Origin of the sequence: Parenemella sanctibonifatiensis, from assembly GCF_002250565.1 — a bacterium.
GTDB classification, from domain to species: Bacteria; Actinomycetota; Actinomycetes; order Propionibacteriales; family Propionibacteriaceae; genus Parenemella; species Parenemella sanctibonifatiensis.
Map to the genome: position 1 here is coordinate 296003 of NZ_NMVJ01000006.1, position 26396 is coordinate 322398.

Annotated in this window: 25 protein-coding genes; 19 read left to right on the forward strand and 6 right to left on the reverse strand. The window is 68.0% G+C overall.

The features are described from left to right. The first annotated feature begins 24 nt into the window (after positions 1 to 24). The 17 genes from CGZ91_RS05940 to CGZ91_RS06025 all read left to right on the forward strand — a co-directional run bounded on the left by CGZ91_RS05940 (position 25) and on the right by CGZ91_RS06025 (position 19209). Positions 25 to 624: a hypothetical protein gene (locus CGZ91_RS05940; protein WP_094453404.1), complete on the forward strand. Its 600-nt coding sequence runs from the start codon at positions 25 to 27 to the stop codon at positions 622 to 624. 98 nt (positions 625 to 722) lie between these two features. Further along, positions 723 to 1646 (forward strand): N-acetylneuraminate synthase family protein, encoded by a 924-nt coding sequence (locus CGZ91_RS05945; protein WP_094453406.1) that lies wholly within the window; start codon positions 723 to 725, stop codon positions 1644 to 1646. Beyond that, positions 1643 to 2617, forward strand: a complete 975-nt coding sequence (locus CGZ91_RS05950; protein WP_094451118.1) for a hypothetical protein — start codon at positions 1643 to 1645, stop codon at positions 2615 to 2617. The genes CGZ91_RS05945 and CGZ91_RS05950 overlap by 4 nt, the downstream gene beginning before the upstream one ends. Positions 2618 to 2675: 58 nt before the next feature. Then, a complete protein-coding gene (gene priA / locus CGZ91_RS05955; protein ID WP_229116093.1) occupies positions 2676 to 3443 on the forward strand; it encodes a bifunctional 1-(5-phosphoribosyl)-5-((5-phosphoribosylamino)methylideneamino)imidazole-4-carboxamide isomerase/phosphoribosylanthranilate isomerase PriA in 768 nt (255 codons plus the stop codon). Continuing rightward, entirely contained in the window at positions 3440 to 5839 is a 2400-nt protein-coding gene (locus tag CGZ91_RS05960) for an HAD-IB family hydrolase (RefSeq protein WP_229116456.1), read from the forward strand. Before priA ends, CGZ91_RS05960 begins: the two co-directional genes overlap by 4 nt. A gap of 11 nt (positions 5840 to 5850) precedes the next feature. Next, positions 5851 to 6621 carry a YebC/PmpR family DNA-binding transcriptional regulator gene (locus tag CGZ91_RS05965; RefSeq protein ID WP_094453408.1) on the forward strand — a complete coding sequence of 257 codons (771 nt, stop codon included), beginning with the start codon at positions 5851 to 5853 and terminating at the stop codon, positions 6619 to 6621. Positions 6622 to 6732: 111 nt separating this feature from the next. Continuing rightward, entirely contained in the window at positions 6733 to 7074 is a 342-nt protein-coding gene (locus tag CGZ91_RS05970) for a YciI family protein (RefSeq protein WP_094451115.1), read from the forward strand. 20 nt (positions 7075 to 7094) lie between these two features. Continuing rightward, complete coding sequence (locus CGZ91_RS05975; RefSeq protein ID WP_324252656.1) at positions 7095 to 8336, forward strand: RNA polymerase sigma factor; 1242 nt, start codon at positions 7095 to 7097, stop codon at positions 8334 to 8336. A 139-nt stretch (positions 8337 to 8475) separates the two neighbouring features. After that, the gene (gene ruvC, locus CGZ91_RS05980) at positions 8476 to 9036 is read left to right on the forward strand and encodes a crossover junction endodeoxyribonuclease RuvC (protein WP_094453412.1); all 561 of its coding nucleotides are present in this window, start codon (positions 8476 to 8478) and stop codon (positions 9034 to 9036) included. Further along, entirely contained in the window at positions 9033 to 9626 is a 594-nt protein-coding gene (gene ruvA / locus CGZ91_RS05985; RefSeq protein ID WP_094453414.1) for a Holliday junction branch migration protein RuvA, read from the forward strand. The genes ruvC and ruvA overlap by 4 nt, the downstream gene beginning before the upstream one ends. A 10-nt stretch (positions 9627 to 9636) precedes the next feature. Continuing rightward, complete coding sequence (gene ruvB / locus CGZ91_RS05990; RefSeq protein ID WP_094453416.1) at positions 9637 to 10659, forward strand: Holliday junction branch migration DNA helicase RuvB; 1023 nt, start codon at positions 9637 to 9639, stop codon at positions 10657 to 10659. 309 nt (positions 10660 to 10968) lie between these two features. Next, a complete protein-coding gene (gene yajC, locus CGZ91_RS05995; RefSeq protein WP_229116458.1) occupies positions 10969 to 11487 on the forward strand; it encodes a preprotein translocase subunit YajC in 519 nt (172 codons plus the stop codon). A gap of 27 nt (positions 11488 to 11514) precedes the next feature. Further along, positions 11515 to 13662 carry a protein translocase subunit SecD gene (gene secD / locus CGZ91_RS06000; RefSeq protein WP_229116459.1) on the forward strand — a complete coding sequence of 716 codons (2148 nt, stop codon included), beginning with the start codon at positions 11515 to 11517 and terminating at the stop codon, positions 13660 to 13662. After that, entirely contained in the window at positions 13659 to 15116 is a 1458-nt protein-coding gene (gene secF / locus CGZ91_RS06010) for a protein translocase subunit SecF (protein ID WP_094453418.1), read from the forward strand. Before secD ends, secF begins: the two co-directional genes overlap by 4 nt. Next, positions 15113 to 15631 carry an adenine phosphoribosyltransferase gene (locus CGZ91_RS06015; protein WP_094453420.1) on the forward strand — a complete coding sequence of 173 codons (519 nt, stop codon included), beginning with the start codon at positions 15113 to 15115 and terminating at the stop codon, positions 15629 to 15631. The genes secF and CGZ91_RS06015 overlap by 4 nt, the downstream gene beginning before the upstream one ends. A gap of 3 nt (positions 15632 to 15634) precedes the next feature. Next, complete coding sequence (locus tag CGZ91_RS06020; RefSeq protein WP_094453422.1) at positions 15635 to 16762, forward strand: potassium channel family protein; 1128 nt, start codon at positions 15635 to 15637, stop codon at positions 16760 to 16762. Positions 16763 to 16875: 113 nt separating this feature from the next. Beyond that, positions 16876 to 19209 carry a RelA/SpoT family protein gene (locus CGZ91_RS06025; RefSeq protein WP_094451251.1) on the forward strand — a complete coding sequence of 778 codons (2334 nt, stop codon included), beginning with the start codon at positions 16876 to 16878 and terminating at the stop codon, positions 19207 to 19209. A gap of 93 nt (positions 19210 to 19302) precedes the next feature. Here the strand turns inward: CGZ91_RS06025 and CGZ91_RS06030 are convergent, their stop codons facing one another. After that, on the reverse strand, positions 19303 to 20580 hold the full coding sequence (locus CGZ91_RS06030) for a DUF349 domain-containing protein (protein ID WP_229116460.1): 1278 nt from the start codon (positions 20578 to 20580) through the stop codon (positions 19303 to 19305). A gap of 140 nt (positions 20581 to 20720) precedes the next feature. Here CGZ91_RS06030 and hisS point away from each other — a divergent pair, with 140 nt between their 5' ends. After that, positions 20721 to 22082, forward strand: coding sequence for a histidine--tRNA ligase (gene hisS / locus CGZ91_RS06035; protein WP_094451106.1), 1362 nt, complete (start codon positions 20721 to 20723; stop codon positions 22080 to 22082). Between the two features lie 117 nt (positions 22083 to 22199). Next, positions 22200 to 24005 (forward strand): aspartate--tRNA ligase, encoded by a 1806-nt coding sequence (gene aspS, locus CGZ91_RS06040; RefSeq protein ID WP_094453426.1) that lies wholly within the window; start codon positions 22200 to 22202, stop codon positions 24003 to 24005. A 74-nt stretch (positions 24006 to 24079) separates the two neighbouring features. On the opposite strand, the gene CGZ91_RS06045 is transcribed toward aspS, so the two are convergent. From CGZ91_RS06045 to CGZ91_RS06065, 5 genes are read right to left on the reverse strand one after another with little or no spacing between them, the layout of a single operon-like run. After that, positions 24080 to 24541, reverse strand: coding sequence for a hypothetical protein (locus CGZ91_RS06045; protein WP_094453428.1), 462 nt, complete (start codon positions 24539 to 24541; stop codon positions 24080 to 24082). 36 nt (positions 24542 to 24577) lie between these two features. Continuing rightward, positions 24578 to 25102 carry a DNA/RNA non-specific endonuclease gene (locus tag CGZ91_RS06050; protein ID WP_094451103.1) on the reverse strand — a complete coding sequence of 175 codons (525 nt, stop codon included), beginning with the start codon at positions 25100 to 25102 and terminating at the stop codon, positions 24578 to 24580. A gap of 2 nt (positions 25103 to 25104) precedes the next feature. Beyond that, positions 25105 to 25590, reverse strand: a complete 486-nt coding sequence (locus tag CGZ91_RS06055) for a WXG100-like domain-containing protein (protein WP_094453430.1) — start codon at positions 25588 to 25590, stop codon at positions 25105 to 25107. Between the two features lie 2 nt (positions 25591 to 25592). Further along, positions 25593 to 25940 carry a hypothetical protein gene (locus CGZ91_RS06060; protein ID WP_094453432.1) on the reverse strand — a complete coding sequence of 116 codons (348 nt, stop codon included), beginning with the start codon at positions 25938 to 25940 and terminating at the stop codon, positions 25593 to 25595. Further along, complete coding sequence (locus CGZ91_RS06065; RefSeq protein ID WP_094453434.1) at positions 25937 to 26338, reverse strand: hypothetical protein; 402 nt, start codon at positions 26336 to 26338, stop codon at positions 25937 to 25939. The genes CGZ91_RS06060 and CGZ91_RS06065 overlap by 4 nt, the downstream gene beginning before the upstream one ends. Positions 26339 to 26396: the final 58 nt, after the last annotated feature.

The following is a 26396-nucleotide window of genomic DNA, read 5'->3' on the forward strand; positions in this document are numbered from 1 at the left end:
AGCAGGTCGACCCTGAGGAGAAGCATGCTGACCCGTACCGCCCGGATGTTTCGTGTCGTCGCTCTGGCCGTGATGGTGGGGGTGCTGGCCGTCCCGGTGCTGCGGGCCAGCCCTGCGTACGCCTGCAGCTGCATGCCGATGACCCTGGACGAGAGCATCGAGAATGCTGACCTGATCGCCGAGGTGACGGTGCACCAGCAGATCGGCATGGATGACTACAAGGAGGTCTACGAGGTCGAGGTGCGGGAGATCTGGAAGGGCGAACAGACCGGCCGGATCCAGCTCGCGACCTCCTCCCAGACCACGGCCTGCGGGCTCGGCGCCATCCCGCGTGGCACCGAGATGCGGCTGTGGGCGTCCGGCGAGAACGGCCGCTATTCGGCGACTTGGTGCGCTCTGCCGCCCGGAAGCGGCGGACCGGGGAGTGTCACCGCCGCGCTGGAACACTGGTTCGGGCAGCCCACCCCGGCACCGGCGTACGAGCCGCCACTGAGCGTGCGCGCCCTGGGCTTCATTCTTTCGCCCGGGGGTGTGGTGACCGGTGTGGCCGTCGTGTCGGGTCTGGTGCTCGGCGCCACCTGGTTGCTGTGGCGTCGTGCCAACCGACCGCGCCCCACGGCCTGATCGGCGACACGGCACGTTGCCGGGCGGATCTGTGAATCCCGGTGCTAGCCTCAACAACGCCGGTGGCTGCCGGCATTCCGAGTGCTGAAGGAAGTGTCATGTCTGATTCCCCCGTGAATGACCTGCCGGGTGCAGGCGCCGGCGAGCGCAGGATCGGGAGCCGCATCGTCGGCCCGGGCCACCCCGCTTTCATCACCGCCGAGATCGGCATCAACCACAACGGAGAGCTCGACTATGCGCTGCGACTGATCGATGTCGCCGCCGAAGCCGGCTGTGACGCGGTCAAGTTCCAGAAGCGCACCAACGAGATCTGTGTGCCTCGCGACCAGTGGGATGTCATGCGTGAGACCCCGTGGGGCAGCATGAAGTACATCGACTACCGCCACCGCGTCGAGTTCGGCCAGGAGGAGTACGCGGCGATCACCGAGCGTTGCCAGAAGCTGGGCATCGAATGGTTCGCCTCCCCGTGGGACGTACCCTCGGTCGACTTCCTGGAGGAATTCGACGTCCCGGCCCACAAGGTCGCCTCCGCCTCGCTGACCGACGACGAACTGCTGACCAAGCTGCGCAGCACCGGGCGTACGGTCATCCTCTCCACCGGAATGTCGACCCCCGAGCAGATCGCTCACGCCGTCGAGGTGGTGGGCACCGACAACCTGGTGATGTGCCACGCCACGTCCACCTACCCGGCGCCGGCGGAGCAGCTCAACCTGCGCATGATCCACACCCTGCAGCGCGAGTTCCCCGAGGTTCCGATTGGCTACTCCGGCCACGAGACCGGCCTGCAGACCACCGTCGCAGCCGTGGCGCTGGGCGCCCGCTTCATCGAGCGTCACATCACCCTGGACCGGGCGATGTGGGGTTCGGACCAGGCCGCCTCGGTCGAGCCCGGTGGACTGGAGCGACTGGTGCGCGACATCCGTACCGTCGAGGCCGCGCTGGGTGACGGCGTCAAGAAGGTCTACGACGAGGAGAAGAAGGCCATGAAGAAGCTGCGCCGCGTCGGCGGTGACGCTGGGTGACCAGAGGCCAGGCACTCGCCCTGACCGAAAGCCCCACCCAACTCCTGAACGCCACCGAATGGTGGTGGCGGCACCAGGACGAGGCCGATCTGCATGCGGTCATCCTCGCTCCGCGGGCCGAACGCACGCGACTCCAGTTGCGCAGCGTGATCGAGGAACTGCCGGACCAGATCCGGGTCACCTGGGCGGAGGTCCGTGGCCCGAACCGTGCGATCATCCTGCCCCGGGTGCTGCGGCACCTGCGGCGCAGCGACACCTTGGTGATCGGTGACCCGTTCTCGGGCATCATCCAGTTCCTGGTCGGCCAGTTCCCGGTCCATCACGACTTGGTCGTGGTGGATGACGGCACGGCCACGCTGCGCTACATGGAGGTCGTCGCCAGCGGTGGCGAGCTGGTGCGGTGGCACCAACGCAACAAGCCCGGGGCGGTGCGGCGTACGCTCGCCGCCCGCGCGCTGTCCCGGCTCCGAGAGGCCGATGTGACGCTGTTCACCGCCCTGCAACTGGACGGCAGCGGCATCGAGCCCAACGACTACGCCTGGGTGCGGGAGACCTACCCGGAGCCCACGATTCTGCCCGGTGTTGACCTGCTGGGCACCTCGCTGGTGGAGACCGGCGTGATCGATGAGGACAAGTTCCTGATCGGGTTGGCCAAGCTGGTGCGGGAGCGTGACGTACGCCGCTACTTCCCCCATCGCAAGGAGAGCACCGCGAAGCTCGCCCGCATCGCACGCCTGGGCGTGGAGGTGGTCCACAAAGCGTTGCCGATCGAGATCTGGGCCCGCCGTGACCCGGTCGCCGGCACGCTGCTGACGTTTCCCTCGACCGTGGTCCACACGCTGCCGCTGGTGCTGACCGGATCCGGGGTGGACATCGAGATCCAACAGGTCCCCGATGCCTGGTACGTCGCCGGCACCGACGAGTCGGCCAAGGACTTCGTTCGGCGCAGCGCCGAGCCCGGCTCCGCCTGAGCGCCCGACCGGTGGTGGGGACCGCTGTCAAGCGTCCCGGTCCGGTAGGGTCGCGCGGGTGGAAAACTTGACTCTGCTGCCCGCCGTCGACATCAAGGACGGCCAGGCTGTCCAGCTGGTCCAGGGCGTGGCCGGGACCGAGAAGACCTTCGGTGATCCGCTCCAGGCCGCCCAGCGCTGGATCGATGCAGGCGCTGAGTGGATTCACATGGTTGATCTCAATGCGGCCTTCGGTGACGGGGACAATGCTGACCTGATCGCCGCGTTGGCCGAGCAGTTGCGTGGCCGGGTGAAGCTGGAACTGTCCGGCGGCATCCGTGACGACGCCACCCTGGATCGGGCGCTGGCCACCGGCTGCGCCCGGGTCAACATCGGCACCGCGGCTCTGGAGTCGCCGCAGTGGTGTGCCGAGATCATCGGCTCCCACGGCGAGCAGATCGCGATCGGGCTGGACGTCCGCGGTGACCGACTTGCCGCCCGCGGCTGGACGCGTGAGGGTGGCGACCTGCTGGAGACTCTGGCTGCGTTGAACGAGGCCGGCTGCCAGCGGTACGTGGTGACCGACGTTGCCTCCGACGGCATGTTGACCGGACCGAACTTGGAGCTGTTGGGGCGGGTCTGTGCCCGGACCGATGCCAAGGTGATCGCCAGTGGCGGCATCTCCTCGCTGGAGGACATTCGGCGGCTGGCCGGCCTGGTGCCGATCGGGGTTGAAGGTGCGATCATCGGTACGGCGCTGTACGTGGGGAACTTCACCCTCCCCGAAGCACTCGCTGTCGCCAACCGCGACGACGTGGACTCCGACCAGTCAGGACTTCCGCTGTGACCGCTGAGACTTCCCGTCCGCTGACCCCCGACGCCAGCGAAGCCCCCTCGACGCTGCCCCCGCCGCCCCCGTTGCAGGGCCGGCTCAAGGACCTGCTGGCAGACAAGCACCTGGTGCTGACCGGTGTGACCGGCTTCATCGGCGAGCAGCTGCTGTGGAAGATCCTCACCGAGCTGCCCACCACGACGACCCACGTGTTGGTGCGACCGAAGGCGGAGCAGACGGCCGAGGACCGGGTCGCGGAGCTGCTGGCCAAGCCGATCTTCGCCGACGTGGTGCAGGCGGCTGGATCCATCGAGGCGTTGCTGGGGGACCGGGTCCGGGTGCTCAGCGGTGACCTGCCCGACGTGCCGGCGCTGCCCCCCGAGCTTGACGTGGTGATCCACTGCGCCGGCGACGTCTCCTTCGACCCGCCGGTCGACCATGCCTTCCGCACCAATGTGCTCGGCACCAAGGCCCTGATGCGAGCGATGCGCGATGCCGTCAGCGACGACTCGGGGAACCTGGTGAAGGTGCCGCACTACCTGCATGTCTCGACCGCCTTCACGGCGGGGCGGCGCCGGGGTCCGATCCCGGAGTCCAGCCATCCGCACGAGGTCGACTACCAGCACGAGACCGAGGCTGCGCTGCAGCTGGCCGAGGCGACCGAGGACCGGTCCCGCTCGAGCGAGGTGCTGGTGGAGCTGCGGCGTCGCGCCCAGCGCGACTACCGCCGCGCCGGCTTCCTCACCACCGCCGCGGAGACCGAGCGGCTGCGTCAGGAGTGGGTCAACGACGAGCTCGTCACCGCCGGCACCGAGCGCGCCCGGTCGCTGGGCTGGACCGATGCGTACACCTTTGCCAAGGCGATGGCGGAACGCGCCGTCGAGGAACTCGGCGCCGACATCCGGGTCTCGGTGGTCCGCCCCGCGATCGTGGAGTCCTCCCTGAAGCATCCCTTCCCGGGCTGGATCGAAGGCTTCAAGATGGCCGAGCCGATCATCCTGGCGTACGGCAAGGGGCAGCTCCCGGAGTTTCCGGCTTCCCCGGATGCCGCGATCGACATCGTGCCCTGTGACCACGTGGTCAACGCGATCATCGCGGTCGCCGCCACCACGCCGGAGATCGGCGAGCCGGAGTACTACCACGTCGCCTCGGGGGCCCGGAATCGGCTGACCTATCGCGGCGTGTACGGCCACGTCCAGGCGTACTACCGGGAGCACCCGCTGCGCCCGAACGTGAAGCTGCCGACCTGGAAGTTCCCCGGTGCGACGCCGGTGGAGCGAGCCCTGAACGTGGGCGAGCGGCTCCAGAAGATTGGCCTGACCGCGCTGCGGGTGGCGCCACGCACCCGCCAGTCGCTGGGGCTGGGCCTCAAGCTGACCAAGCAGGGGCGCCAGCTCGGCTTCCTGCGCCGCTACCTCGACCTGTACGGGGAATACCTGCGCGCCGAGCTGCACTTCCTCGACGACCGGATGCTGGCCCTGCACCGCAACCTGCATCCCGAGGATGTGGAGTCCTTCGGTTTCGACACCGCGAGTTTCGACTGGGCCCATTACATGCAGGAGGTGCACATTCCCGCGATCAGTGCACCCGTCCAGGAACGCGACGCGGCGCGTCGTCACGCCGGCAAGCCCTCCACCTGGGTGGAGCTGGCAGACGCGCCGGCGGCGGGCCAGGCGCCGGTCCTGGCGATCTTCGATCTCGACGGCACCGTGCTGCGCACCAATGTCATCGAGACCTATCTGTGGTCCAAGCTGCCGGATCTGTCGCTGCTGGGCAAGATGCGCGAGCTGGCCGACCTGACCGTGCGATTGCCGCTGCTGCTGGACACCGAACGCCGCGACCGGGGTGACTTCCTACGGGCGGTCTATCGCCGGTATGCCGGCACCGACATGGCCGAGTTGGAGGCCTACGTCGATGAGCAGATGGCCCCGCACATCTTGGGCCGGTTGGCCCCGGAGGCGGAGCAGCGGATCAAGGAACACCGCGACGCCGGGCACGTCACCGTGCTGCTGACCGGAGCGATCTCGGTCCTCACCCGGCCGCTGGCGCCACTGTTCGACGTGATCTCGGCTGCCGAGCTCGAGGTCGACGAGGACGGCATCGCCACCGGCTTCCTGAGCCAGCCGGCGCTGGTGGGGGAGTCGCGGGTCGCGTGGCTGCAGCAGCTCGCCCAGCAGCGCGGCGCGGACCTGGCCGAGTCCAGCGCGTACGCCGACGCGATGGTTGATCTACCGCTGCTGGAGGCGGTGGGTCATCCGGTCGCGGTCAACCCGGACCTGGACCTCTTCCTGGCTGCCCAGGATCGCGGCTGGACCACCCAGGAGTGGCATGCGGGATCGCGGATCCCTGCGTGGCGGATGCCGGCCAAGCCGCGGGCCTCGCTGCTGCGGCGCAAGCCGGCTTATCGCTAGGATCGGTCAACATGGCTGGTCACTCCAAATGGGCAACGACAAAACACAAGAAGGCTGTCATCGACGCCAAGCGCGGCAAGCTGTTTGCCAAGCTGGTCAAGAACGTCGAGGTCGCAGCCAGGCTCGGAGGCGGTGACCCCGCCGGCAACCCGACGCTCTACGACGCGATCCAGAAGGCCAAGAAGTCGTCGGTGCCGAATGACAACATCGACCGCGCTGTCAAGCGTGGCTCCGGTGCCGAGGGCGGCGGCGCTGCGTACGAGACGCTGATGTACGAGGCGATGGCTCCCGGCGGCGTACCGATCCTGATCGAGTGCCTGACCGACAACCGCAACCGTTCCGCCTCCGACGTGCGGGTGGCTGTCACCCGCAACGGCGGCACCATGGCCGATGTCGGCTCGGTGTCGCGGATCTTCCAGCGCAAGGGCGTCGTCGTGGTGCCCAAGGAGCAGGAGGGGCGCGCGGTCAGCGAGGACGACCTGTTGGAGGCGACCTTGGATGCCGGTCCCGAGGACGTCGCCGACAACGGTGAGACCTTCGAGGTGATCAGCGACCCGAATGACGTCGTCGAGGTCCGTAAGGCCGTGCAGGCTGCATCCCTTGACTACGACTCCGCCGAGGTCCAGTTCGTCCCGGACTATGACCAGGAAGTGGATGCCGACATCTTCCAGAAGACCATGCGGATCATCGACGCGTTGGAGGACCTGGATGACGTCCAGAGCGTCTTCAGCAACGTGGCGCCCAACGAAGAGGCCCAGGCCGCGCTCGCCGAGGAGGACTGAACGAAAAGTTTTCGTCCCAGATCGGGATTCCGATGTCGATCTGGGGTGAACTCGTTCGTGTAGGGGGTGAAACCTTGGCAACCGGCCGGGGCCACACCGAAGGAGTACCTCATGACCCAGTACCTGCTCAAGATGATCCAGCCCGTCGGCGGCACCCCTGATCCGGAGGTCCTGCAGCCGATCATGGCGAAGATGGCCGACCTGCAGCAGCGCCTGACCGATCAGGGCAGTTGGGTCTTCGCCGGCGGTCTGCACCAGCCGGAGGCCGCCAGCGTCGTCTCGCCTGATGCCGTGGTCACCGACGGCCCGTACGCCGAGGGCCGCGAATTCGTCGGTGGCATCACCATCATCGACGTGCCTGATCTGGATGAGGCGCTCGGCTGGGCCAAGGAGTACGCCGCCGCCTCGGGGATGGCGATCGAGGTGGCGCCCTTCATCGGAGGTCGGGCCTGACCGCGGTCACCCCGGAGCGCATCGCCGCCGTCTTCCGGGAGGAGTACGGCAGATCGGTGGCGGTGCTGACCCGCGTCCTCGGTGACCTTGATCGGGCCGAGGACGCGGTCCAGGCCGCTGTCGAGATCGCCCTGCAGCGCTGGCCCACCGATGGCCTGCCGGCCAGCCCAGCCGGCTGGCTCATCACCACCGCCCGCCGCCGCGGCATCGACGACCTGCGCCGCGAGGGCCGTCGACCCGAGAAGGAAGCCGAGGCCGTTCGGCTCGACGACCAGGAACGCCCCGAGGCCGCGCTCGGGGACGCGGCCGATGAATCGGGTCTGTTGGCTCAGGCGGCGGACGATCAGCTACGGATGATCTTCACCTGCACCCACCCGGCCCTCTCGCCCGCGTCCCAGACCGCGTTGACGCTACGCATGGTGGCAGGGCTCACGACCGCGGAAGTGGCCCGAGCCCTGCTGTCCAGCGAGACGGCGACCGCACAGCGGCTGGTCCGGGCCAAGGCCAAGATCCGCAACGCCCGGATCCCGTTCCGAGTGCCGCCCGATGCGGCACTGGCGGAACGGCTGGACGGGGTGCTGCGGGTGATCGAACTGATCTTCACCGAAGGGTACGCCGCCACCAGCGGCACCGATCCGATCCGGGAGGACCTGTGTCGGGAGGCGATCCGGCTGGCCCGCACCGTGGTGGCGCTGCTGCCGGAGCAACCCGAAGCAGTCGGCACCCTGGCACTGCTGTTGCTGACGCAGGCTCGACAGCCGCAGCGGCTGGACGCCGACGGCGAGCTGGTCCCATTGGATCGCCAGGACCGGGGCCGATGGGACCACGAGCTGATCGCCGAGGGCCAAGCCTTGGTCCGCGCCTGCCTGCGTCGCAACCGGCCCGGCCGACACCAGATCGAGGCGGCGATCGCGGCTGTGCATGCCGACGCGGCCAGCTTTGCCGCCACCGACTGGGACCAGATCGTACGGCTCTATGACCAGCTGAGCGTCCATGATCGGTCCCCGGTGGTGGCGGTGCATCGAGGCGTGGCGATTGGCCAGCGGGACGGGGCAGCAGCCGGACTGGCAGCCCTGGACGAGATCGCCGACCAGGGCCGGATCGCGAGCTATCCGGTGCATGCCGCGGCCCGCGCGGATCTGTTGCGCCGCTGTGGGCGTACGGAGCAGGCGCGCGCCGAGTATGACCGGGCGATCATGTTGACGACCAACGAGGCCGAACGCCGCGACCTGCGACGCCGACGGGATGACGTGGTTGACTGACACGACACGCGACACGCGTCGCAGAGCGCGCCGGTACGCCTGCCGGCCGCTAGTATTCGAACGTACTTTCCACTGAGGTGGCGGATGTACACCTGAGCTTCAGTGGCCATAGTCGAGCAGGGGACCGGAGGTGGGGGCGATGCGTGTCCTCGGCATCGACCCCGGACTGACCAGATGCGGGGTCGGTGTCGTCGAGGGAGCGTTGGGGCGCCCGCCACAGTTGGTCGGCGTGGGCGTGGTGCGGACTGATGCCAGCGAGGACACCTCCATCCGGCTGGTGCGTCTGGAGGCCGCGTTGGAGGAATGGCTCACCGAGCACCGCCCCGATGTGGTCGCGGTGGAACGAGTCTTTGCCCAGCACAACGTCCAGACCGTGGTCCCGACCGCGCAAGCCGCTGGCGTGGCGATGTTGGTGGCGGCCCGGGCCGGGATCCCCGTCCATCTGCACACCCCGAGCGAGGCCAAGGCGGCGCTGACCGGCAGCGGTCGGGCCGACAAGAAGCAGGTGACCGCGATGGTGACCCGCATCCTGCGCCTCGACGCTCCACCCAGGCCGGCCGACGCCGCCGACGCCTTGGCGCTGGCCGTCACCCATCTGTGGCGCGGCGGTGCCAACAATCGATATGCCGCTGCCGTCCAGACGGCTCGCACCCAGCAGCGCGGTATTTCCAAGCAGAACCATCTTCGGGGGAGCGCATGATCAGTCATCTCACCGGCACCGTCACCCACGTTGGTGCCACCCAGGTCGTGATCGACCTCGGCGGGTTCGGGCTCAGTGTGCAGTGCCCGCCGAACACGACCAGTGAGTTGCGGAGCGGCTCGCGCGCGACGTTGGAGACGTCGCTGGTGGTCCGGGAGGACTCGCTGACCCTGTTCGGTTTCGCGACCGCGGCCCAACGGGACTGCTTCGAACTGGTCCAGTCCGCCTCCGGCGTGGGGCCGCGGCTCGCCCAGGCGATCGTCGCCGTTTTCGAACCGGACGACCTCTACCGCGCGCTGAGCGATGAGGACGACGCCGCACTGGCGCGGGTGCCCGGTATCGGCCGGAAGACCGCACAGCGACTGATCCTCGAACTCCGCGACAAGGTCACCGTGACCGGCGCCGCGGGGGCCGTCACCCCGGCTGACGACGGTGCCGGTTGGCGTCGCCAGGTCAGCGCCGGCCTGGAGGGCCTGGGCTGGTCGACCAAGGATGCCGAGACCGCCACCGAGAAGGTCGCCGAGTTGCAGCAGCAGGGTGCCGGCGTACCGGAACTGATGCGGGCAGCACTGCGCAGCCTCGCGAAGTAGGCTGCGCCCGATGGAGCCTTCACCGGTCGACCCCCACCTCGCACCCGAGGAAGCTGCCGCCGACTCCGCACTGCGCCCCACGGCACTCGCGGAGTTCGGCGGTCAACCACGCGTACGCGACCAGCTCGGGTTGGTGCTGGCGGCCGCTCGGCAACGTGGCGTCGCCGCCGACCACGTGCTGCTGTCGGGCCCGCCCGGACTTGGCAAGACGACCCTGGCCGGCATCATCGCCGCCGAATTGGGCGCCCCACTGCGGGTGTCCTCGGGGCCGGCGATCCAGCATGCCGGCGACCTCGCCGCGATCCTGTCCGGACTCACCGAAGGGGAAGTGTTCTTCCTGGACGAGATCCACCGGATGGCTCGCCCCGCCGAGGAACTGCTCTACATGGCGATGGAGGACTTCCGGGTCGACGTGGTGGTCGGCAAGGGCCCGGGCGCCACCGCCATCCCACTCGACATCCCGCGTTTCACCCTGGTCGGCGCCACCACCCGGTCGGGTCTGCTGCCCGGGCCGCTGCGGGACCGGTTCGGATTCACCGCCCAGCTGGAGTTCTACGAACCGGCCGACCTCGCCCGGATCCTGCACCGGTCCGCCTCGCTGCTGGGGATCACGTTGCACGAGGACGCCGCGGTGGAGGTGGCCGGGCGGTCCCGGGGCACACCGCGGATCGCGAACCGGCTGCTGCGTCGGGTGCGGGACTTCGCCGAGGTGCATGGCGCGGGCAGCGAGGTGATCGACCGGCGTACTGCCTCAGCTGCCCTGGAGCTGTACGAGGTGGATGAGTTGGGGCTGGACCGACTGGACCGCGCAGTGTTGGAAGCCATCTGTGTTCGTTTCGACGGTGGACCGGTGGGGCTGTCCACCGTCGCGATCGTGGTGGGCGAGGAGCCCGACACCGTCGAAGAGGTCGCCGAGCCCTTCCTGGTCCGGCAGGGGTTCCTGATGCGCACCAATCGGGGACGGGTCGCGACCCCGCGAGCCTTCGCCCACCTGGGACTGGCCCACCCGGGCGGCGACACTGCCCTGTTCTGAATCGGGCTGTTCTGAATCGGGCGGTTTGAATCGGGGCTGGGGTGAACCGGGCGCTGTCCTGGCATGACGGAGTGGACACTGCCGCGAGGGGAGTGCTGGTCACAGGTGCGCGAATTTTCCAATTCTCGCTAGTGTGGCGCGAGTGCGTCCGCTGGTGTTTCGGCACCCTTTGCTTCGACACCCTTTGCTTCGACACCTTCGCGCACGGTTCGGCGGGGTACACTCGCGCGGGCGGTTGTTGGTCAAGCGAAACGGATGTCTGTTGTGAATGCTGTGCTCTTCGAAACTTCGGGGCTCCTCCTGAATGGCGTGCTCCTCGGCAATACCGGGTTGGTGCAGGTGCCGATGCAGGGTGACACCTCGATGCTGATGAGTCTCGGCATGCTGGTGCTCTTCTGTCTGGTGTTCTACTTCCTGCTGATCCGCCCGCAGCAGAAGCGCCAGAAGGAACAGGTCGCCAAGATCGCCGCCCTCGAGGTCGGCTCACGGGTGATGCTGGGCGGTGGCCTGATCGGCACCCTGGTTCACCGCGGTGACACCGAGGACACCATTGAGTTGGCCCCCGGCGTACAGATCCAGGTCGCCAAGGCGGGCGTGGTGGCCGAAGCCCCGGCCAGCGCCGACGACGACGCACCCCGCTACGACCCCGCCGAGGACGAGGCGTACGCCGATGACGCCGACCTCGAGGCTCAGGACACCGACTCCGAGGAGTTGGCCTCCGAGGAGACCTACCGCGAGATTCCGGTGCAGCGGACCGACGACGACCGTGACCTCGATCTGGCCGACGATCCTGACGTGGCTCCCGGCCGCGACGAATCCCAGCGCTGACCCCACCCTCGAAGGAAGTACATCGACGTGTCGGAGACACCCACTCCCAAGACCGCGCCGCCGGTGGCCAAGCGCCCGGGTCTCACGCTGGTCGGGTTTCTGCTCGCCATCGCCGTGATGTTCGGCATCATGGCCGTCAACGGGACCTGGCTGCCTCGGCTCGGTCTTGACCTGCGTGGTGGCACCACCATCACCCTGACCGCCTCTGCCGGTCCGGACGGTGCTGTGAGCCAGGAGGCACTGGAGCAGGCCCAGGACATCATCCGGCAGCGCGTCGACTCGCTCGGCGTCGGCGAGGTCGAGGTGACCACGCTGGGCAGCAACCAGATCCAGGTCAGCATGCCCGGTGGCGACACCGACGAGATGTTGCGTCTGGTCGGCCAGACCGCGCAGCTGGGCTTCCGGCCGGTGTATTCGATGGACTACGCCGCCCAGCCCACCGAGCCGGTTCCCTCCAGCGACCCGTCGCCCGCGCCGACGGGCGAGCCGAGTCCGGGTGCGTCGGTCTCGCCGGCTCCCGAGTCGCCTCAGGCCAGTGCGCCACAGACCTCGGCGCCCGGCACGGAGGGCAACGGACGCCCGGCCCTCCCCGCTGCGTTGCCGACCAATCCGGCCCCTGAGCCGACCCCGACCACGCCGCCGGAGGACTACACCCCGGCGCCGCGGCCCACCGAGGTCGGTCAGGGCACTCCGGCCGAGCAGGCCATGGACTGGCAGCCCTCCCAGGAGGATCTGCTGGACTTCCAGATGTACACCTGCGACCAGGACTTTCCCGACGTCGTCGACCAGCCGCTGATCTCCTGCGATCCGACCGGACAGATCAAGTATCTGCTCGGCCCGACGGTGATCCCCGGCACCATGGTCACCGACGCCAGCTCCGGCATCCCGCAGGGTCAGCTGAACTATGTGGTCAATCTCGAGTTCAACGCCGAGGGCGCCGACCGCTTCGCCGAGGTCACCGGGCGTCTGGCCCAGAACCCGCAGCCGCAGAACCAGTTCGCGATCGTGCTGGACGGCGTCACCATCTCCGCTCCGTCGGTGAGCCAGTCGATCGTCGGCGGTCGCGCCACCATCGACGGGTCCGGCATCAACCAGCAGACCTCGGAGGAACTCGCCCGGGTGCTGCGTTACGGTGCCCTGCCGCTGGAGTTCGAGCAGTCCGGCGTCGACACAGTGTCACCGACGTTGGGTGGCGAGCAGCTGCGTGCCGGCCTGATCGCCGGAGCGATCGGCATGATCCTGGTGGCCGCGTACTGCCTGCTCTACTACCGCCTGCTCGCCTTTGTGGTGGTCGCCACCTTGGTCGTTGCCGCAGCGATGACGTACGCCGTGATGGTCCTGTTGGGCGCCTCGGCCGGTTTTGCGTTGAGCCTGCCCGGCATCGCCGGTGCGATCATCGCCATCGGCACCACGGCGGACTCCTTCATCATCTACTTCGAACGCATCCGTGATGAGGCCCGCGAGGGCAGAACCTTGCGCTCGGCGGTGGAGCTCGGCTGGCGCAACGCCCGGCGCACCGTCGTGATCGCTGACGTGGTGTCGTTGCTGTCTGCGGTGGTGTTGTTCTTCCTGGCAATCGCCTCGGTGCGTGGCTTTGCCTTCACCCTGGGCTTGACGACGCTGATCGACCTCGCGGTGGTGTTCTTCTTCACCAAGCCGTTGATGAGTGTGTTGGCCCGTACCGAGTACTTCGGCCGGGGCCACAAGTGGTCTGGTCTGGACCGGGAGCGGCTCGGTGCCGCGGCTGTCGGCGCACGTGACCCGGAGAAGGTCAAGGCCCGCAAGAAGGCTCGTGCCGAACGCCTCAAGGCCGAGAAGTTGGCCCGCAAGGAGGAGCGGGCAGCAGCCCGCAGGGAGGCCAAGGAGCAACGCGCCCGCGACAAGGCGATTGCCCGCGGCGAGGACCCCGACGATCTGGATCTCGACGAGATCGAGGACGAGGACCTGGACGAGGCGGACGTCGAGGATGACGAGCTGGACGACGACCTCGAGGGCGACAACCTCGACGAGGATGAGCTCGACGACGATGAGGATGACCTCGACGAGGACGAGGACCTCGAGGCGGACGAGTTCGATGAATCCGAGGATGACGAACTCGAGGATGACGAACTGGACGACGCCGACGAACTGGACGAGGACGACGATCGTGACGAGCCGAAAGGGGGCCGGGCATGAGCCCCGCCAAGGCTGACACCAGCAAGGACGTCGAGACTCGCAAGGACGCCCGCGACGCCGACAAGCGCGCCGCGGCCAAGCGTGCGGGCTCGAGTTCGGCCAAGAAGTCCAGCGAGAAGAAGTCGCTGCCCGAGCGCCTCTACACCGGCGACCTGGCGTACAACTTCATCAAGGGCCGCAAGACCTGGTACATCGTCTCCGCGATCGTGGTGCTGCTGTGCATCGGTGCCATCGCCCTGCGCGGGCTCAATCTCGGCATCGAGTTCCGTGGCGGCGCCGACTTCCAGGTGACTGTCGAGGCCGCCAGCGAGGAGGTCCAGAGCGACCTGCGCGAGGCGCTGCAGGACTCCGAGGTGCCCGATCTGGGTGGCACCACGATCCAGGTGCTCGGTGAGAACCGGATCCGGGTGCAGACCCGCTCCCTGGATGTGGACGAGTTGTCGATCATCCGGGGCACCATCGCCGAAACCTTGGGAGTGTCGGAGGACGCCATCGACTACGGCTTCGTCGGCGCGTCTTGGGGTGGTGCGTTGACGCAACGAGCCCTGGTGGCGGTCGGCATCTTCCTGGTGTTGGTGGCGGTCGTGATCGGGATCTACTTCCGCAACTGGTCGATGGCCGGCGCCGCGATCCTGGCGCTGTTCCACGACATCATCGTCACCGTCGGTGTGTACGCCGCGGTGGGCTTCACCGTGTCGCCGTCCACGGTGATCGCGTTGCTGACGATCCTGGGCTATTCGCTCTACGACACCGTGGTGGTCTTCGACCGAGTCAAGGAGAACGCCGCCAAGATGCCGAGAGCACAGTTCCCGGAGGCGGCCAACCAGGCGGTCAACCAGGTGATCGTGCGAAGCATCAACACGACCATCGTGGGCGTGATCCCGGTCGCCGCGGTGCTGTTTGCCGGCTGGTTCTACCTCGGCATCGGCCCGTTGAAGGACCTCGGCCTGGCGATGCTGGTCGGCATGCTCGCCGGCGCGTACTCATCGTTGTTCATTGCCACCCCGTTGCTGGTCGACATGGCCGGTGGCACCGGCAGCAAGGCGGCTGGCAAGCGGCGCCGCGCCGAGGCCAGGGCGGACGCCAAGGCCAAGGCGAAGGCGGCTCCCAAGCCCACTGTGGTGGTCACTGCCGATGAGGAGGACGCGGAGGCGCTGGCGGCCACGAGCACAGGCGGCTCGGCCACGGCAGAGGATGCGAAGAAGTCCGGCGCCAGCAAGACGACCGCGGAGAAGGACGCAGCCGCGGACCGCCGGGCCAAGGCCGCCGATGCCCGTGCCAAGCGGCGCCAGCAGCGAGCCGATGCCCGTGATGAGGCTGGCGACACCTCCGATGCTGCGAACGCCGGCGAGTCGGCCGATGAGGTGAAGGCCAGCAGCTCCGACAGCACAGCCAAGCCTGCTCCCGGCACCCGCAGCCAGCCGCGTCGTCGCCCCCGGAAGCGGCGTTCGTGAGCGAGCTGGCCGGCCTGATCCGGCGCGTCCCTGACTACCCGACCCCGGGCGTCCTGTTTCGGGACCTGACTCCGTTGTGGGCCGACTCGCAGGTCTTTCACCGGACCGTGGTGGAGCTGTCCAAGGTGAACCAGGTTCCCGACGTGGTGATGGGCATCGAGGCGCGGGGCTTCATCTTCGCGGCACCGATGGCGTTGCACCTGGGTGCGGCCTTCGTGCCACTGCGCAAGCCCGGCAAGTTGCCCGGCCCCAGCCATCGGGTCGAGTTCGATCTGGAGTACGGCTCGGCTGTCCTGGAGGTCCAGGAGGGCGCCTGTGGTCCCGGCAGCCGGGTGCTGGTGGTGGACGACGTGCTGGCCACTGGCGGCACCACCCGGGCCGCCGCCGAACTGGTCGACCGGCTCGACTGTCAGCTGGTCGGCATCTCGGTGTTGCTGGAACTGGCCGACCTGGGCGGGCGTGCTCTGCTGGAGGATGCTGGCATCGGCCCGGTCCACAGTCTGGTCCGGGAGTAGCCGATGGCCGGGCAGTCGCGTCTGGGCCGGGAGTCCGCCTTCCGTACGCTGGTGAGCCTGCCGTACCGACCCACCACGCCGTTGGCCGAACTGACCCGGCGCGGACTGATGGCCTTCGGGCTGCTGCTTGCCTCGACCCTGCTGGTGTGGTTCGACCGCGCGGCGTACATCGACAACACCAACGGTGACGGCGTCGGGCTGGTCGACGCGCTCTACTACTCGACGGTCACGATGACCACCACGGGCTACGGCGACATCACCCCGGTGGCACCGCACGCTCGACTGCTCAACGCGGTCCTCATCACCCCGATGCGGGTGGGCTTCCTGGTCCTGTTGGTCGGCACCACCATTGAGGTGCTCGCCAACCAGGGTCGCCGCATCCTGCTCGACAACCGCTGGAGGAAACGGATGCGCAACCATGTCGTTGTGATCGGCTACGGCACCAAGGGCCGCAGCGCGATCGCCACCCTCGTGATGAACGACACCGACCTGTCCAAGGTGGTCGTCATCGACAACCGCAGCTCCGCGGTGGCCGAGGCCAACCGTGCCGGATTGGCTGCGATTCACGGCGAGGCCAATGACCGCCAGACGTTGCGGGCCGCGGAGATCAGCAAGGCCCGGCAGGTCGTCATCACCCTGGACCGCGATGACACCGCCATCCTCAGCACCCTGACAGTGCGCCAGCTCAACCCCTCGGCCCACATCGCCGTCGCGGTGCGTGAGCACGTCAACGTCGCGCTGGTACGCCAGTCCGGTGCCAACGCTGTGGTCACCTCCTCCGACGCCGTCGGCCGGATGCTGGGTCTGGCGACGGTGTCGCCGACGGTGGGGGCGGTCATCGATGACATGCTGTCCTCGGGCGCTGGACTCGAGGTGCACCAGCGCCAGGTGGCCCCCGACGAGGTCGGTCTGGAGCCCAGTGAGGTGCGCGGGGAACGGGTGCTGGCCGTGGTCCGCCACGACAGCGTGCGCAGGTTCTACGACCCCACCGTCGGCGCTTTGCGCACCGGTGACGAGGTGGTGGTGATCCGACGGGCGGTGGCACCGGTCGGCAAGCAGCGTCGGGCCAGTGACCCCCTGCGGGTGGAAGGATCGGCGTACACCGAGGGCCCTGCCAGCGACGACGACTGAGGACCCTCGCGCTAGGCTGACATGTCAGGCAGCTGACAGCACAACAACAGCCGCAGCATCGGTTGAGCACTCCAACCGGGCGGCGGTGACCAGGCCGGAAGGTGGTGGACACGGTGGCGGATCGCACTCGGACGCCCGACCCTGCTGAGACGGCGACGCCCACATCACCCCAGAGCCCGGACCGACGCCCCGGACCTCAGGAAGCGGGGCGGGCCTGGCGGGAACCGTCCAAACTTCGGGTACGCCAGCGGCTCGCCCGACTGGGCGGCGCCCGGACCTCGACCAATGCGGTGCTTGACCCGCTGTTCACGGTGGTCCGGCAGAACCATCCCAAGGCCGATCTGGCGCTGCTGCAGCGGGCCTATCGCACCGCCGAGCACTATCACACCGGGCAGAGCCGCAAGTCGGGCGATCCCTACATCACCCATCCACTGGCAGTCACCACCATCCTGGCCGAGCTGGGCATGACCGAACCGACCCTGTGCGCGGCGCTGCTCCACGACACCGTGGAGGACACCTCCTACACGCTGGCGCAGCTCACGGCTGACTTCGGCGGCGAGGTCGCCGCGATGGTCGACGGGGTCACCAAGCTGGACAAGGTCCGCTACGGCGATTCGGCCAAGGCGGAGACGATCCGCAAGATGATCGTGGCGATGAGCCGCGACATCCGGGTCCTGGTCATCAAGCTCGCCGACCGGCTGCACAACATGCGTACGCTGCAGTCGCTGCGCCCCGACAAGCAGCACCGGATCGCCACCGAGACCTTGGAGATCTTCGCCCCGCTGGCCCACCGGCTCGGCATGAACACGATCAAGTGGGAGCTGGAGGACCTGTCCTTCGCTGCGATGCACCCCAAGGTCTACGACGAGATCGTGCATCTGGTGGCCGAACGGGCGCCCGCCCGGGACCAGTACCTGCGGGAGGTGATCGCCCAGGTCGAACAGGACCTCAAGGCGGCCCGGATCCGCGCCACCGTCACAGGCCGACCCAAGCACTACTACTCGATCTACCAGAAGATGGTGGTGCGGGGCCGCGACTTCCGCGACATCTACGATCTCGTGGGTCTGCGCATCCTGGTCGATGAGGTCCGCGACTGCTATGCGGCGATGGGCGTCATGCACGTGCGATGGAACCCGCTGCCGGGTCGGTTCAAGGACTACATCGCGATGCCGAAGTACAACATGTACGAGTCGCTGCACACCACGGTGCTGGGGCCCGGCGGCAAGCCGGTTGAGCTCCAGTTCCGCACCCACGAGATGCACCGCCGTGCCGAGTACGGTGTCGCGGCGCACTGGAAGTACAAGTCCGGTGCCCGAGGCGAGGACGTCGAGGACACCGCGGATCTGTCTTGGGTACGCCAGCTGACCGAATGGCAGAAGGAGACCGACGACCCGGGTGAGTTCCTCGATTCGTTGCGCTATCAGATCAACTCCAACGAGGTCTACGTCTTCACGCCCAAGGGTGACGTGCTGGCGTTGCCGCAAGGCGCGACTCCGGTGGACTTCGCCTACCAGGTGCACACCGAGGTCGGTGCCCGGTGCATCGGCGCCCGGGTCAACGGCCGTCTGGTCAGCTTGGAGTCTGCGCTGAACAACGGCGACGTGGTCGAGGTGCTGACCTCCAAGGCCCCGGACGCCGGCCCGAGCCGGGACTGGCTGGAGTTCGTGCGTACGCCTCGGGCCCGATCCAAGATTCGGCAGTACTTCAGCCGGGAACGGCGCGAGGAGTCCATCGAGAGCGGCCGGGAGGAACTGGCCCGCGAGATGCGGCGCCATGGCCTGCCGCTCCAGCGCCTGTTGCGATTGGAACACCTGGCCGAGGCTGCCGAGCACTTCCGGGTCGGGGATGTGCCTGGCTTGTACGCGGCGGTGGGGGAGCGCCACGTCTCCGCGAGCGCGGTGCTGGACCACCTGGTGACGATCGCCGGCGGCGAAGAGGACGCCGCCGAGGAGTCGCTGGAGGAGGCACCTGCGATCGCGTCCCGTCGCGAACCCACCTCCGAGAGCGGCGTCCTGGTGCACGGCGACACCGGCATGGCGGTGAAGTTGGCCAAGTGTTGTACGCCGGTGCCCGGCGACGCGATTCTCGGTTTCGTCACCCGCGGCCAGGGCGTCTCGGTGCACCGCCGGGACTGCACCAACGCCCAGGACCTGCTGCGCAGCCCGGAACGGGTCATCGACGTCAGCTGGGACACCGGCGCCGGCAAGACCTTTCTGGTTGGCGTCCAGGTCGACGCGCTGGACCGGCCCGGGCTGTTGTCCGACATCTCCCGGAGTCTGTCCGACCACCACGTCAGTATCGTGTCGGCCAACCTGCAGACCACCCGGGACCGGCTGTGCAAGGTGCGCTTCACCTTCGAGGTCGCTGATCCCCTGCACTTGGACGACATCCTGCGGGCCGTCAGCTCGGTGCACGGCGTCTACGACGTCTACCGGCTGCGCCACTGAGCGGGGCCCTCGGCGCCCTCGCACTGAGGACACCGGGGCACTGAGGACATACTGGAGCCGGCCCGGGCGCCCAGCCAGGGACGGCCGGCCAGCTCAGCCGCTGAACTCGGCGGCCGCCTTCTCAGCCTGGTCCACCCAGCTGCGGTAGGTCTCGATCGACGCGCGCGCCTCCTTGGCTCGCTTGTCGTCACCGCGGCTCTCGTAGCTCGCCAGGTCCTTCTCCAGCTTGGCGATCTGTGCGTTCAGCATCGAAGCGGTGCCCTCGGCGCGCTCACGAGCCTCCGGGTCGGTACGCCGCCACTGCTCGTCCTCGGCTTCCTTGATGCCCTTCTCCAGCGCCCGGACCCGGTTGTCCAACGGCTTGATGGCGTCACGCGGCACCTTGCCCAACTCGGCCCAGGCGTCCAGGAAGCGACGGTAGGCCGCCTTGGAACGCTCCAGATCCTTGACCGGCAGCACCTCGGCCTCAGCCTTGTCGAGCAATTCCTCCTTGGCGGCCTGGTTGCCACGGAACTGTTCGTCCTGTTCGGCCATCGAGGCGTTGCGCGCATCGAAGAACTGGTCCTGCAGCCCCCGGAACTTCGCCCACAACTTGTCGTCAACCTCGCGCGGCGCCGGGCCGGCAGCCTTCCAGCGCTGCATCAGGTCACGGAAGGACCGGGCAGTGTCGCCCCACTCGGTTGAGTCAGCCAGCGTCTCGGCCTCGGCGATGATCGCTTCCTTGGTCTTGCGGGCACCTTCGCGGTCCTCGGCCTGCTGGGCGAACTGTGCCTTACGGCGGCGGGTGTAGGTGGTGCGGGCACTGGAGAATCGGTGCCACAACTCATCGTCGGTGGCCTTGTCGATCCGGGGCAGCGCCTTCCACTTCTCCAGCAGGTCGCGGAACTTGTTCACGCCACCGCGCCAGTCGTTGCCGGCAGCGATCTTCTCCGCCTGGCCGACCATCTCTTCCTTGGCCTGCTTGGTCTGCTCGTTCTGCTCGGCCTTGGCCTGCTTGCGGGCCTGGGCCTGTTCCTCCAGCAGCGGCGTGAGGGCATCCAGCCGGGCGGCGAGCCCTTCCAGGTCACCGACCGCGTTCGCGGTCAGGATGGCTTCACGTTCGGTCTTGATCGACTTGCGGGCCTCGTCGGGGCTGATCCGGCCAGATCGGATCCGGTCGGCCAACAGTTGCACCTGCGTCTCCAACGCGGCGTACCGGCGGGTGTAGAAGGCCATCGCCTCCTCGGGTGTGGCGTCGGGCACCTGGCCCACGGTCCGCTCACCATCGGAGGTGCGTACATGGACCGTGCCGTCCGCGTCGGCACGGCCGAAGGACTGGGGCTCCTGCGAAGTCATGCGGCCCATCTTGCCCGATCCGGGCCTGCGGCGCATTGCGGGTGGCCGCGTGAGCACAGGCGCGGGCCGGCTGACCGGTATAGCCTTGCGGAGTCCGCTCGGCGGACGATCTGATGCCGGGCCAACCGGCATTGCCCACACGACTCCAGATAATCGCGACAGAAGGTGAGTGCAGCATGGCGGCACGGGTCCGGCCGATCTCAGGCTTCCCCGAGTTCCTGCCCAACGGACGGATCGTGGAGCAGCGGGCGCTCGCGGCGCTGCACCACACCTTCGAACTCCACGGCTTCGGCGAGATCGAGACCCGTGCCGTGGAGCCGCTGTCGGTGCTGCTGCGCAAGGGTGAGATCGACAAGGAGGTGTACGCCGTCCGCCGACTCCACGCCGAACCCGGCCGGGAGAGTTCCGAGGAGGATCTCGCCCTCCACTTCGACCTCACGGTGCCCTTCGCGCGCTACATCCTTGAGAACGCCGGGCACCTGGCCTTCCCGTTCCGCCGCTGGCAGGCGCAGAAGGTGTGGCGTGGCGAACGCCCCCAGGACGGGCGATACCGCGAGTTCCGCCAGGCTGACATCGACATCGTTGGTCAGGACTCGCTGGCCGCCCACCACGAGGCTGAGATCGCGCTGGTCGCGCTGGAGGCGTACGCCCGGCTGGAGGCCGAGTTGGGGCTGCCTGCCGTGGTCCTGCACGTCAACAACCGCAAGCTCTCCCAGGGCTTCTACGAGGGTTTGGGCATCGAGGACACCGCCGCGGTCCTGCAGCGGGTCGACAAGTACGACAAGATCGGCCCGACCAAGGTCGCCGAGCTGTTGGTGACCGAGCTGGGGCTGAGCCAGTCCGTCGCCGACCAGTGTGTGGCGCTGGCTGGCATCCAGGCCAGCGACAGCGGCTTCATCGACGCGGTGCGGGCGTTGGGCGTCACCAGCGAACTGTTGGACGCCGGCCTGGCGGAGTTGTCGACGCTGGTGGACACCGTGACCACGCAGGGCCTGTCCGGTCGGATCCTGGCCGACCTCAAGATCGCCCGCGGACTGGACTACTACACCGGCACCGTCTACGAGACCGAGCTGCTGGGCCACAGCAAGCTCGGCTCGGTCGGTTCCGGCGGTCGCTATGACCAGCTGGCCAGCGACGGCAAGCGGACCTTCCCCGGGGTCGGCTTTTCCTTCGGGATCTCCCGGCTGTTGGTGCCGCTGATCAATCGGGACGAGATCCGGGCCAGCCGCGACGTTCCCACCTGTGTGCTGGTCGCGGTGACCAGCGACGAGGCGCGCGCGGACTCGTTGGCCACCGCTCGCGAACTGCGGGCGCGCGGCATCAGCGCCGAGGTGGCGCCGAGCGCCGACAAGTTCGGCAAGCAGATCAAGTACGCCGATCGGCGCGGCATCCCCTTCGTGTGGTTTCCCCAGGGAGCAGACAGTGGCGAGGTGAAGGACCTGCGCAGCGGCGACCAAGTCCAGGCCAGCGCGACCACCTGGACCCCGCCCGCCGAGGATCTGCGCCCCAGCATCATCGGCCCCGGGCAGACATCCTGACCCCGCAAATGCGATGCCTGGCCAGCCCGGGCAGCACTAGGATGACCTACAGCACGGGGTCTCCGCTTTGAGGCCGCCACATCAACGACAGCACATCAACCATCCGGAAGGACCGCTGTGATTCGCAGCCATGAGGCCGGCACCTTGCGTGCCGAGCACGTCGGACAGACCATCACCCTGGCAGGTTGGGTCGGCCGTCGCCGTGACCACGGCGGCGTCGCCTTCCTGGATCTGCGCGACGCCAGTGGCGTCGTCCAGGTGGTGGTGCGCGACGAGATCCTCGAGGCCTCCGGCGCGCACAATCTGCGCAACGAGTACTGCATTGCCGTCACCGGCGCGGTCGAGCTGCGCCCCGACGGCAACGCCAACCCAGACCTGCCCACCGGTGAGGTCGAGGTCGCGATCAGCGAGCTGACGGTTCTCAACCCGTCCGCGCCGCTGCCCTTCCAGATCGACGAGCGGGTCAATGTCGGTGAGGAGGCCCGCCTGCGTCACCGTTACCTGGACCTGCGCCGACCGGCGCCGGCCGCCGCGCTGCGACTGCGGTCCAAGGCCAACGCTGCCGCTCGCGCGGTGCTGGCCGACCGCGACTTCATCGAGATCGAGACGCCGACGCTGACGCGCTCCACGCCCGAGGGTGCCCGCGACTTCCTGGTCCCGGCCCGACTGGCGCCCGGATCCTGGTATGCGCTGCCGCAGAGCCCGCAGCTGTTCAAGCAGCTGTTGATGGTGGCCGGCATGGAGCGCTACTACCAGATCGCGCGTTGCTATCGCGACGAGGACTTCCGCGCCGACCGGCAGCCCGAATTCACCCAGCTCGACATCGAGATGAGCTTCGTCGACCAGGACGACGTGATCGCGCTCGGCGAGGACATCGCGGTGGCGCTGTGGAAGCTGATCGACGTCGAGCTGCCGACCCCGTTCCCGCGGATCACCTACCGCGAGGCGATGGACCGCTACGGCTCCGACAAGCCTGACCTGCGCTTCGACCTGGAGATCCACGAGGTCACCGACCACTTCGCCAACACCAACTTCCGGGTCTTCCAGGCGCCCTACGTCGGTGCCGTCGTGATGCCCGGTGGCGGCTCCCAGCCGCGGCGTACCTTCGATGCTTGGCAGGAATGGGCCAAACAGCGTGGCGCGAAGGGGCTGGCCTATATCACCATCGGTGAGGACGGCACGCTGGCCGGTCCGGTCGCCAAGAACCTCTCCGAGGAGGAGAAGGCTGGCCTGCCCGAGCTGGTCGGCGCCAAGCCCGGCGACTGCATCTTCTTCGGCGCTGGCAAGCGCAAGTCCTCCCAGGAACTGCTCGGCGCGGCCCGGCTGGAGATTGGCCGCCGTTGTGACCTGATCGACGAGGACGCCTGGTCGCTGCTGTGGGTCGTTGATGCGCCGCTGTTCGAGCCGGCCAGTGACGCTGTCGCTGCCGGTGACGTCGCCGTGGGAGAGGGCGCCTGGACCGCGGTGCACCACGCTTTCACCTCACCGCAGGATGTCGACGGTTTCGACGCCGACCCCGGCAACGCGTTGGCGTGGGCGTACGACATGGTCTGCAACGGCAACGAGATCGGCGGCGGGTCGATCCGTATTCACCAGCGCGATGTCCAGGAACGGGTCTTTGCGATCATGGGCCTGGACCAGGCCACGGCACAGGAGAAGTTCGGCTTCCTGCTGGATGCCTTCGCCTACGGCGCCCCGCCCCACGGTGGCATCGCGTTCGGGTGGGACCGGATCGTGGCACTGCTGGCGAAGGAGGATTCGATCCGTGAGGTGATCGCCTTCCCCAAGTCCGGCGGCGGCTACGACCCGCTGACTCAGGCACCGGCCCCGATCACCGCGCAGCAGCGCAAGGAAGCTGGCGTGGACGCGGTACCTGAGAAGAAGGACGGGTCCGAGAAGAAGGACGCGCCGACCCAGGCCTGACCTCAACTCGGCGACAGCAGCAACGCCCGGTCCCTCAGAGGGCCGGGCGTTGTCGCGTCCGCGGTGGGGGAGGGTCAGTCCTCGTAGGGCGTGCCGCCCTTGCTGCGCAGGTAGTCGTTGTAGGGCTGCTCCCAGGTCTTGGTCGCGTCCCGAGCCGGCACCTTGGGCTGATAGCCGAAGTCGGCCTCGAACTTCTGGGTGGGCACGTGGTACGCCAGGAACATCTCGCAGGGCAGCTCGCGTGCCTCCTGCTCGAACGCCGCAGCAATCTTGGAAGCCTCGTCGGCGACCAGGCTGCCCAGCGATTCCTGCCGGTCGCTGTCGTCGTCGACCGGTTCCTTGAGTGCAGTGTTGACGGCGTACTGCTCCACCACCTGGCCGTTGATCTTGTAGAAGATGCCGGTCGCCTGGCTGCGGTTCTCGAAGTTCGTGTACGCCCAGATGTCCTCGACCTCGGCGTCGTTGTTGCCGACATATTCGAAGGCCAGGGACAGGATCTCCTGGCTGGCGGATTCGAAGACTTCTTCGAAGGACATGAGGCTCCTCGCGGTGTGGGTGTCGGTAGGGGGAGATTACTGCTTGATGACCTCGGTCTTGACCTTGCCCGGGGGCGTGACGGTGTAGTTCACCTTGAATTCGGTTGGTCGCATGCCGTCGCCGTCATATTTGGGTTCGACCTTGACTTTGACGTCCTTGCCCGCTTCGAGCGCGTCAGCCCATTCGTTCTCGAGCTTCTTGTACGAACCGAGGTTGACGTCGGCTGCCTGCGACAGCAGGTTGTCGACCTCGGGCGAGCCGCCGAACCGGTCGCCGAAGACGTGCCCGGCGTGGTCGCCGTCCCGCTTGCCCGGGGTCTTGTCCTGGTGGGAGAGCCGGTCGTCCCGCTTGGTGAGTTGGAGCTTGTCGGCCTCGGCCTTCTTGATCCGGCCCAGATCGTCGGTTTCGTACTTGTAGTTGAACTCGCCCGCGGTGTACTTCTGGTTCGGCTTCAGCTGCTGGGGCCGATAACCACGGGTGGGCGGCACGAAGTGGTCCAGGTATTCGTCAGCCTTCTTGAAGATGCCCTTGAGCAGCGCCTTCGGCGGCTTCTTGGCCATGGTCAGCCTCCCATCAGGACGATGCCGACGATCTCGCCGATGACACCGTCGATGATTCGCTTGGCGGCCTCGCGGGCCGCGAACGCAGCCGCGGTGCCGATACCGGCGGAGGCGACCGCCGCAGCGATCGCGGCGGCCAGGATGGCCAGCTGAGCGATCACGACACCCTTCAGCCCGAGCACCAGCTGGGCGCAGACCTGGCAGACCTGGCCAACGACATCGGCACCGTGACCGAACTTCTCCAGCGAGTGCAGCGCGGCGTCGCCGCCGGTCATGTAGGACTGGAAGGCCTCGACGCCGGGACCACTGTTGTTGCTGGCGATGTGCTGCAGGCCGTTGTTGAACTGGCCGTGTGCGCCGCTGACCGTGCCCTGCACGCCGCTGTACGCCGTCGCCCACGCGTTGAGAGTGTCCTCGTTGGAGGCGGGCCACTCGTAGCCCAGGAAGTTCAGCGCCTCACGCAACCATCCGGGAAGTTCCAGTGCCATGGTCAGCTCTCCCCCGCGTTCGCGATGTCGGTGTTGGTTGCGTTCGCGGTGTCGGTGTTCGTCTGCTCGGTCTGTTCATAGACCGCTGCGGTGTCGATCATCGAGGTGCCGTCGGCCGCCAACCCGTCTGCGATCGAGTTGATCGACTCGGTCAGCCGCTCGAAGACCATCGGAAACACGGTCGCCAGCGCCGCATCGGCCAAGGTGCCGCCGTTGCCGGCGCCCATCGCGCCCATGTCGCTGTTGGCTGAGATCACCGACTGGACGGCCTGCGCCACCGACGCGGCCTCTGACTCGAAGGCGTCGCCGCTGCTGCGCCAGGTTTCGGGACGGAACTCGACCTCACTCATCGGATCTCCTCACTGCGGGCCCGGACGTTGGAGAAGTGCTGGTTGAAGGCGTGCTCGAGGTCACGCTGGGTCTCGGTGAGGAGCTTGTTGAGGTTGGCAAACCCGACGTCATGCTTCGACAGCTCCTCCAGCTGGCGTTCGTTGTGCTCGGTGAGCGCCTGGTTGAGGGCCGACTTCAGCTCCGTGACGAAGCGGTGGTGCGGGTTCTGGGTGAGCCAGTACTGGTCGATGTCGAGACTGGTGACCAAGCCGTTGATCACCTCAACAGTGACCGCCTGCTCCGGGCCGGTGCCGCTGCCGCGCACCTGCACGTCATCGGCCGGCTTCGCGGGCGGATTGCCGCCCAGCTCACGGATCTGTTGGGCCATCCGGTCGTACGCGTCGGGAATGCTGGACATGGCTCCTCGAGGGGGTGGCTGGGGGACACTGCCATCAAAGTAAGCGTGTGGTGGGGTC

What these genes read in the sequence shown, in the direction of transcription:
- CGZ91_RS06045 (WP_094453428.1), bottom strand. Translation starts at nt 24,541, where the DNA reads ATGTCCTTCGAAGAAGTCTTCGAATCCGCCAGCCAGGAGATCCTGTCC.
- CGZ91_RS06055 (WP_094453430.1), bottom strand. Translation starts at nt 25,590, where the DNA reads ATGGCACTGGAACTTCCCGGATGGTTGCGTGAGGCGCTGAACTTCCTG.
- CGZ91_RS05940 (WP_094453404.1), top strand. Translation starts at nt 25, where the DNA reads ATGCTGACCCGTACCGCCCGGATGTTTCGTGTCGTCGCTCTGGCCGTG.
- secF (WP_094453418.1), top strand. Translation starts at nt 13,659, where the DNA reads ATGAGCCCCGCCAAGGCTGACACCAGCAAGGACGTCGAGACTCGCAAG.
- CGZ91_RS05965 (WP_094453408.1), top strand. Translation starts at nt 5,851, where the DNA reads ATGGCTGGTCACTCCAAATGGGCAACGACAAAACACAAGAAGGCTGTC.
- ruvA (WP_094453414.1), top strand. Translation starts at nt 9,033, where the DNA reads ATGATCAGTCATCTCACCGGCACCGTCACCCACGTTGGTGCCACCCAG.
- CGZ91_RS06065 (WP_094453434.1), bottom strand. Translation starts at nt 26,338, where the DNA reads ATGTCCAGCATTCCCGACGCGTACGACCGGATGGCCCAACAGATCCGT.
- ruvC (WP_094453412.1), top strand. Translation starts at nt 8,476, where the DNA reads ATGCGTGTCCTCGGCATCGACCCCGGACTGACCAGATGCGGGGTCGGT.
- ruvB (WP_094453416.1), top strand. Translation starts at nt 9,637, where the DNA reads ATGGAGCCTTCACCGGTCGACCCCCACCTCGCACCCGAGGAAGCTGCC.
- hisS (WP_094451106.1), top strand. Translation starts at nt 20,721, where the DNA reads ATGGCGGCACGGGTCCGGCCGATCTCAGGCTTCCCCGAGTTCCTGCCC.
- CGZ91_RS06060 (WP_094453432.1), bottom strand. Translation starts at nt 25,940, where the DNA reads ATGAGTGAGGTCGAGTTCCGTCCCGAAACCTGGCGCAGCAGCGGCGAC.
- CGZ91_RS06050 (WP_094451103.1), bottom strand. Translation starts at nt 25,102, where the DNA reads ATGGCCAAGAAGCCGCCGAAGGCGCTGCTCAAGGGCATCTTCAAGAAG.
- CGZ91_RS05970 (WP_094451115.1), top strand. Translation starts at nt 6,733, where the DNA reads ATGACCCAGTACCTGCTCAAGATGATCCAGCCCGTCGGCGGCACCCCT.
- CGZ91_RS06020 (WP_094453422.1), top strand. Translation starts at nt 15,635, where the DNA reads ATGGCCGGGCAGTCGCGTCTGGGCCGGGAGTCCGCCTTCCGTACGCTG.
- CGZ91_RS05945 (WP_094453406.1), top strand. Translation starts at nt 723, where the DNA reads ATGTCTGATTCCCCCGTGAATGACCTGCCGGGTGCAGGCGCCGGCGAG.
- CGZ91_RS06030 (WP_229116460.1), bottom strand. Translation starts at nt 20,580, where the DNA reads ATGCGCCGCAGGCCCGGATCGGGCAAGATGGGCCGCATGACTTCGCAG.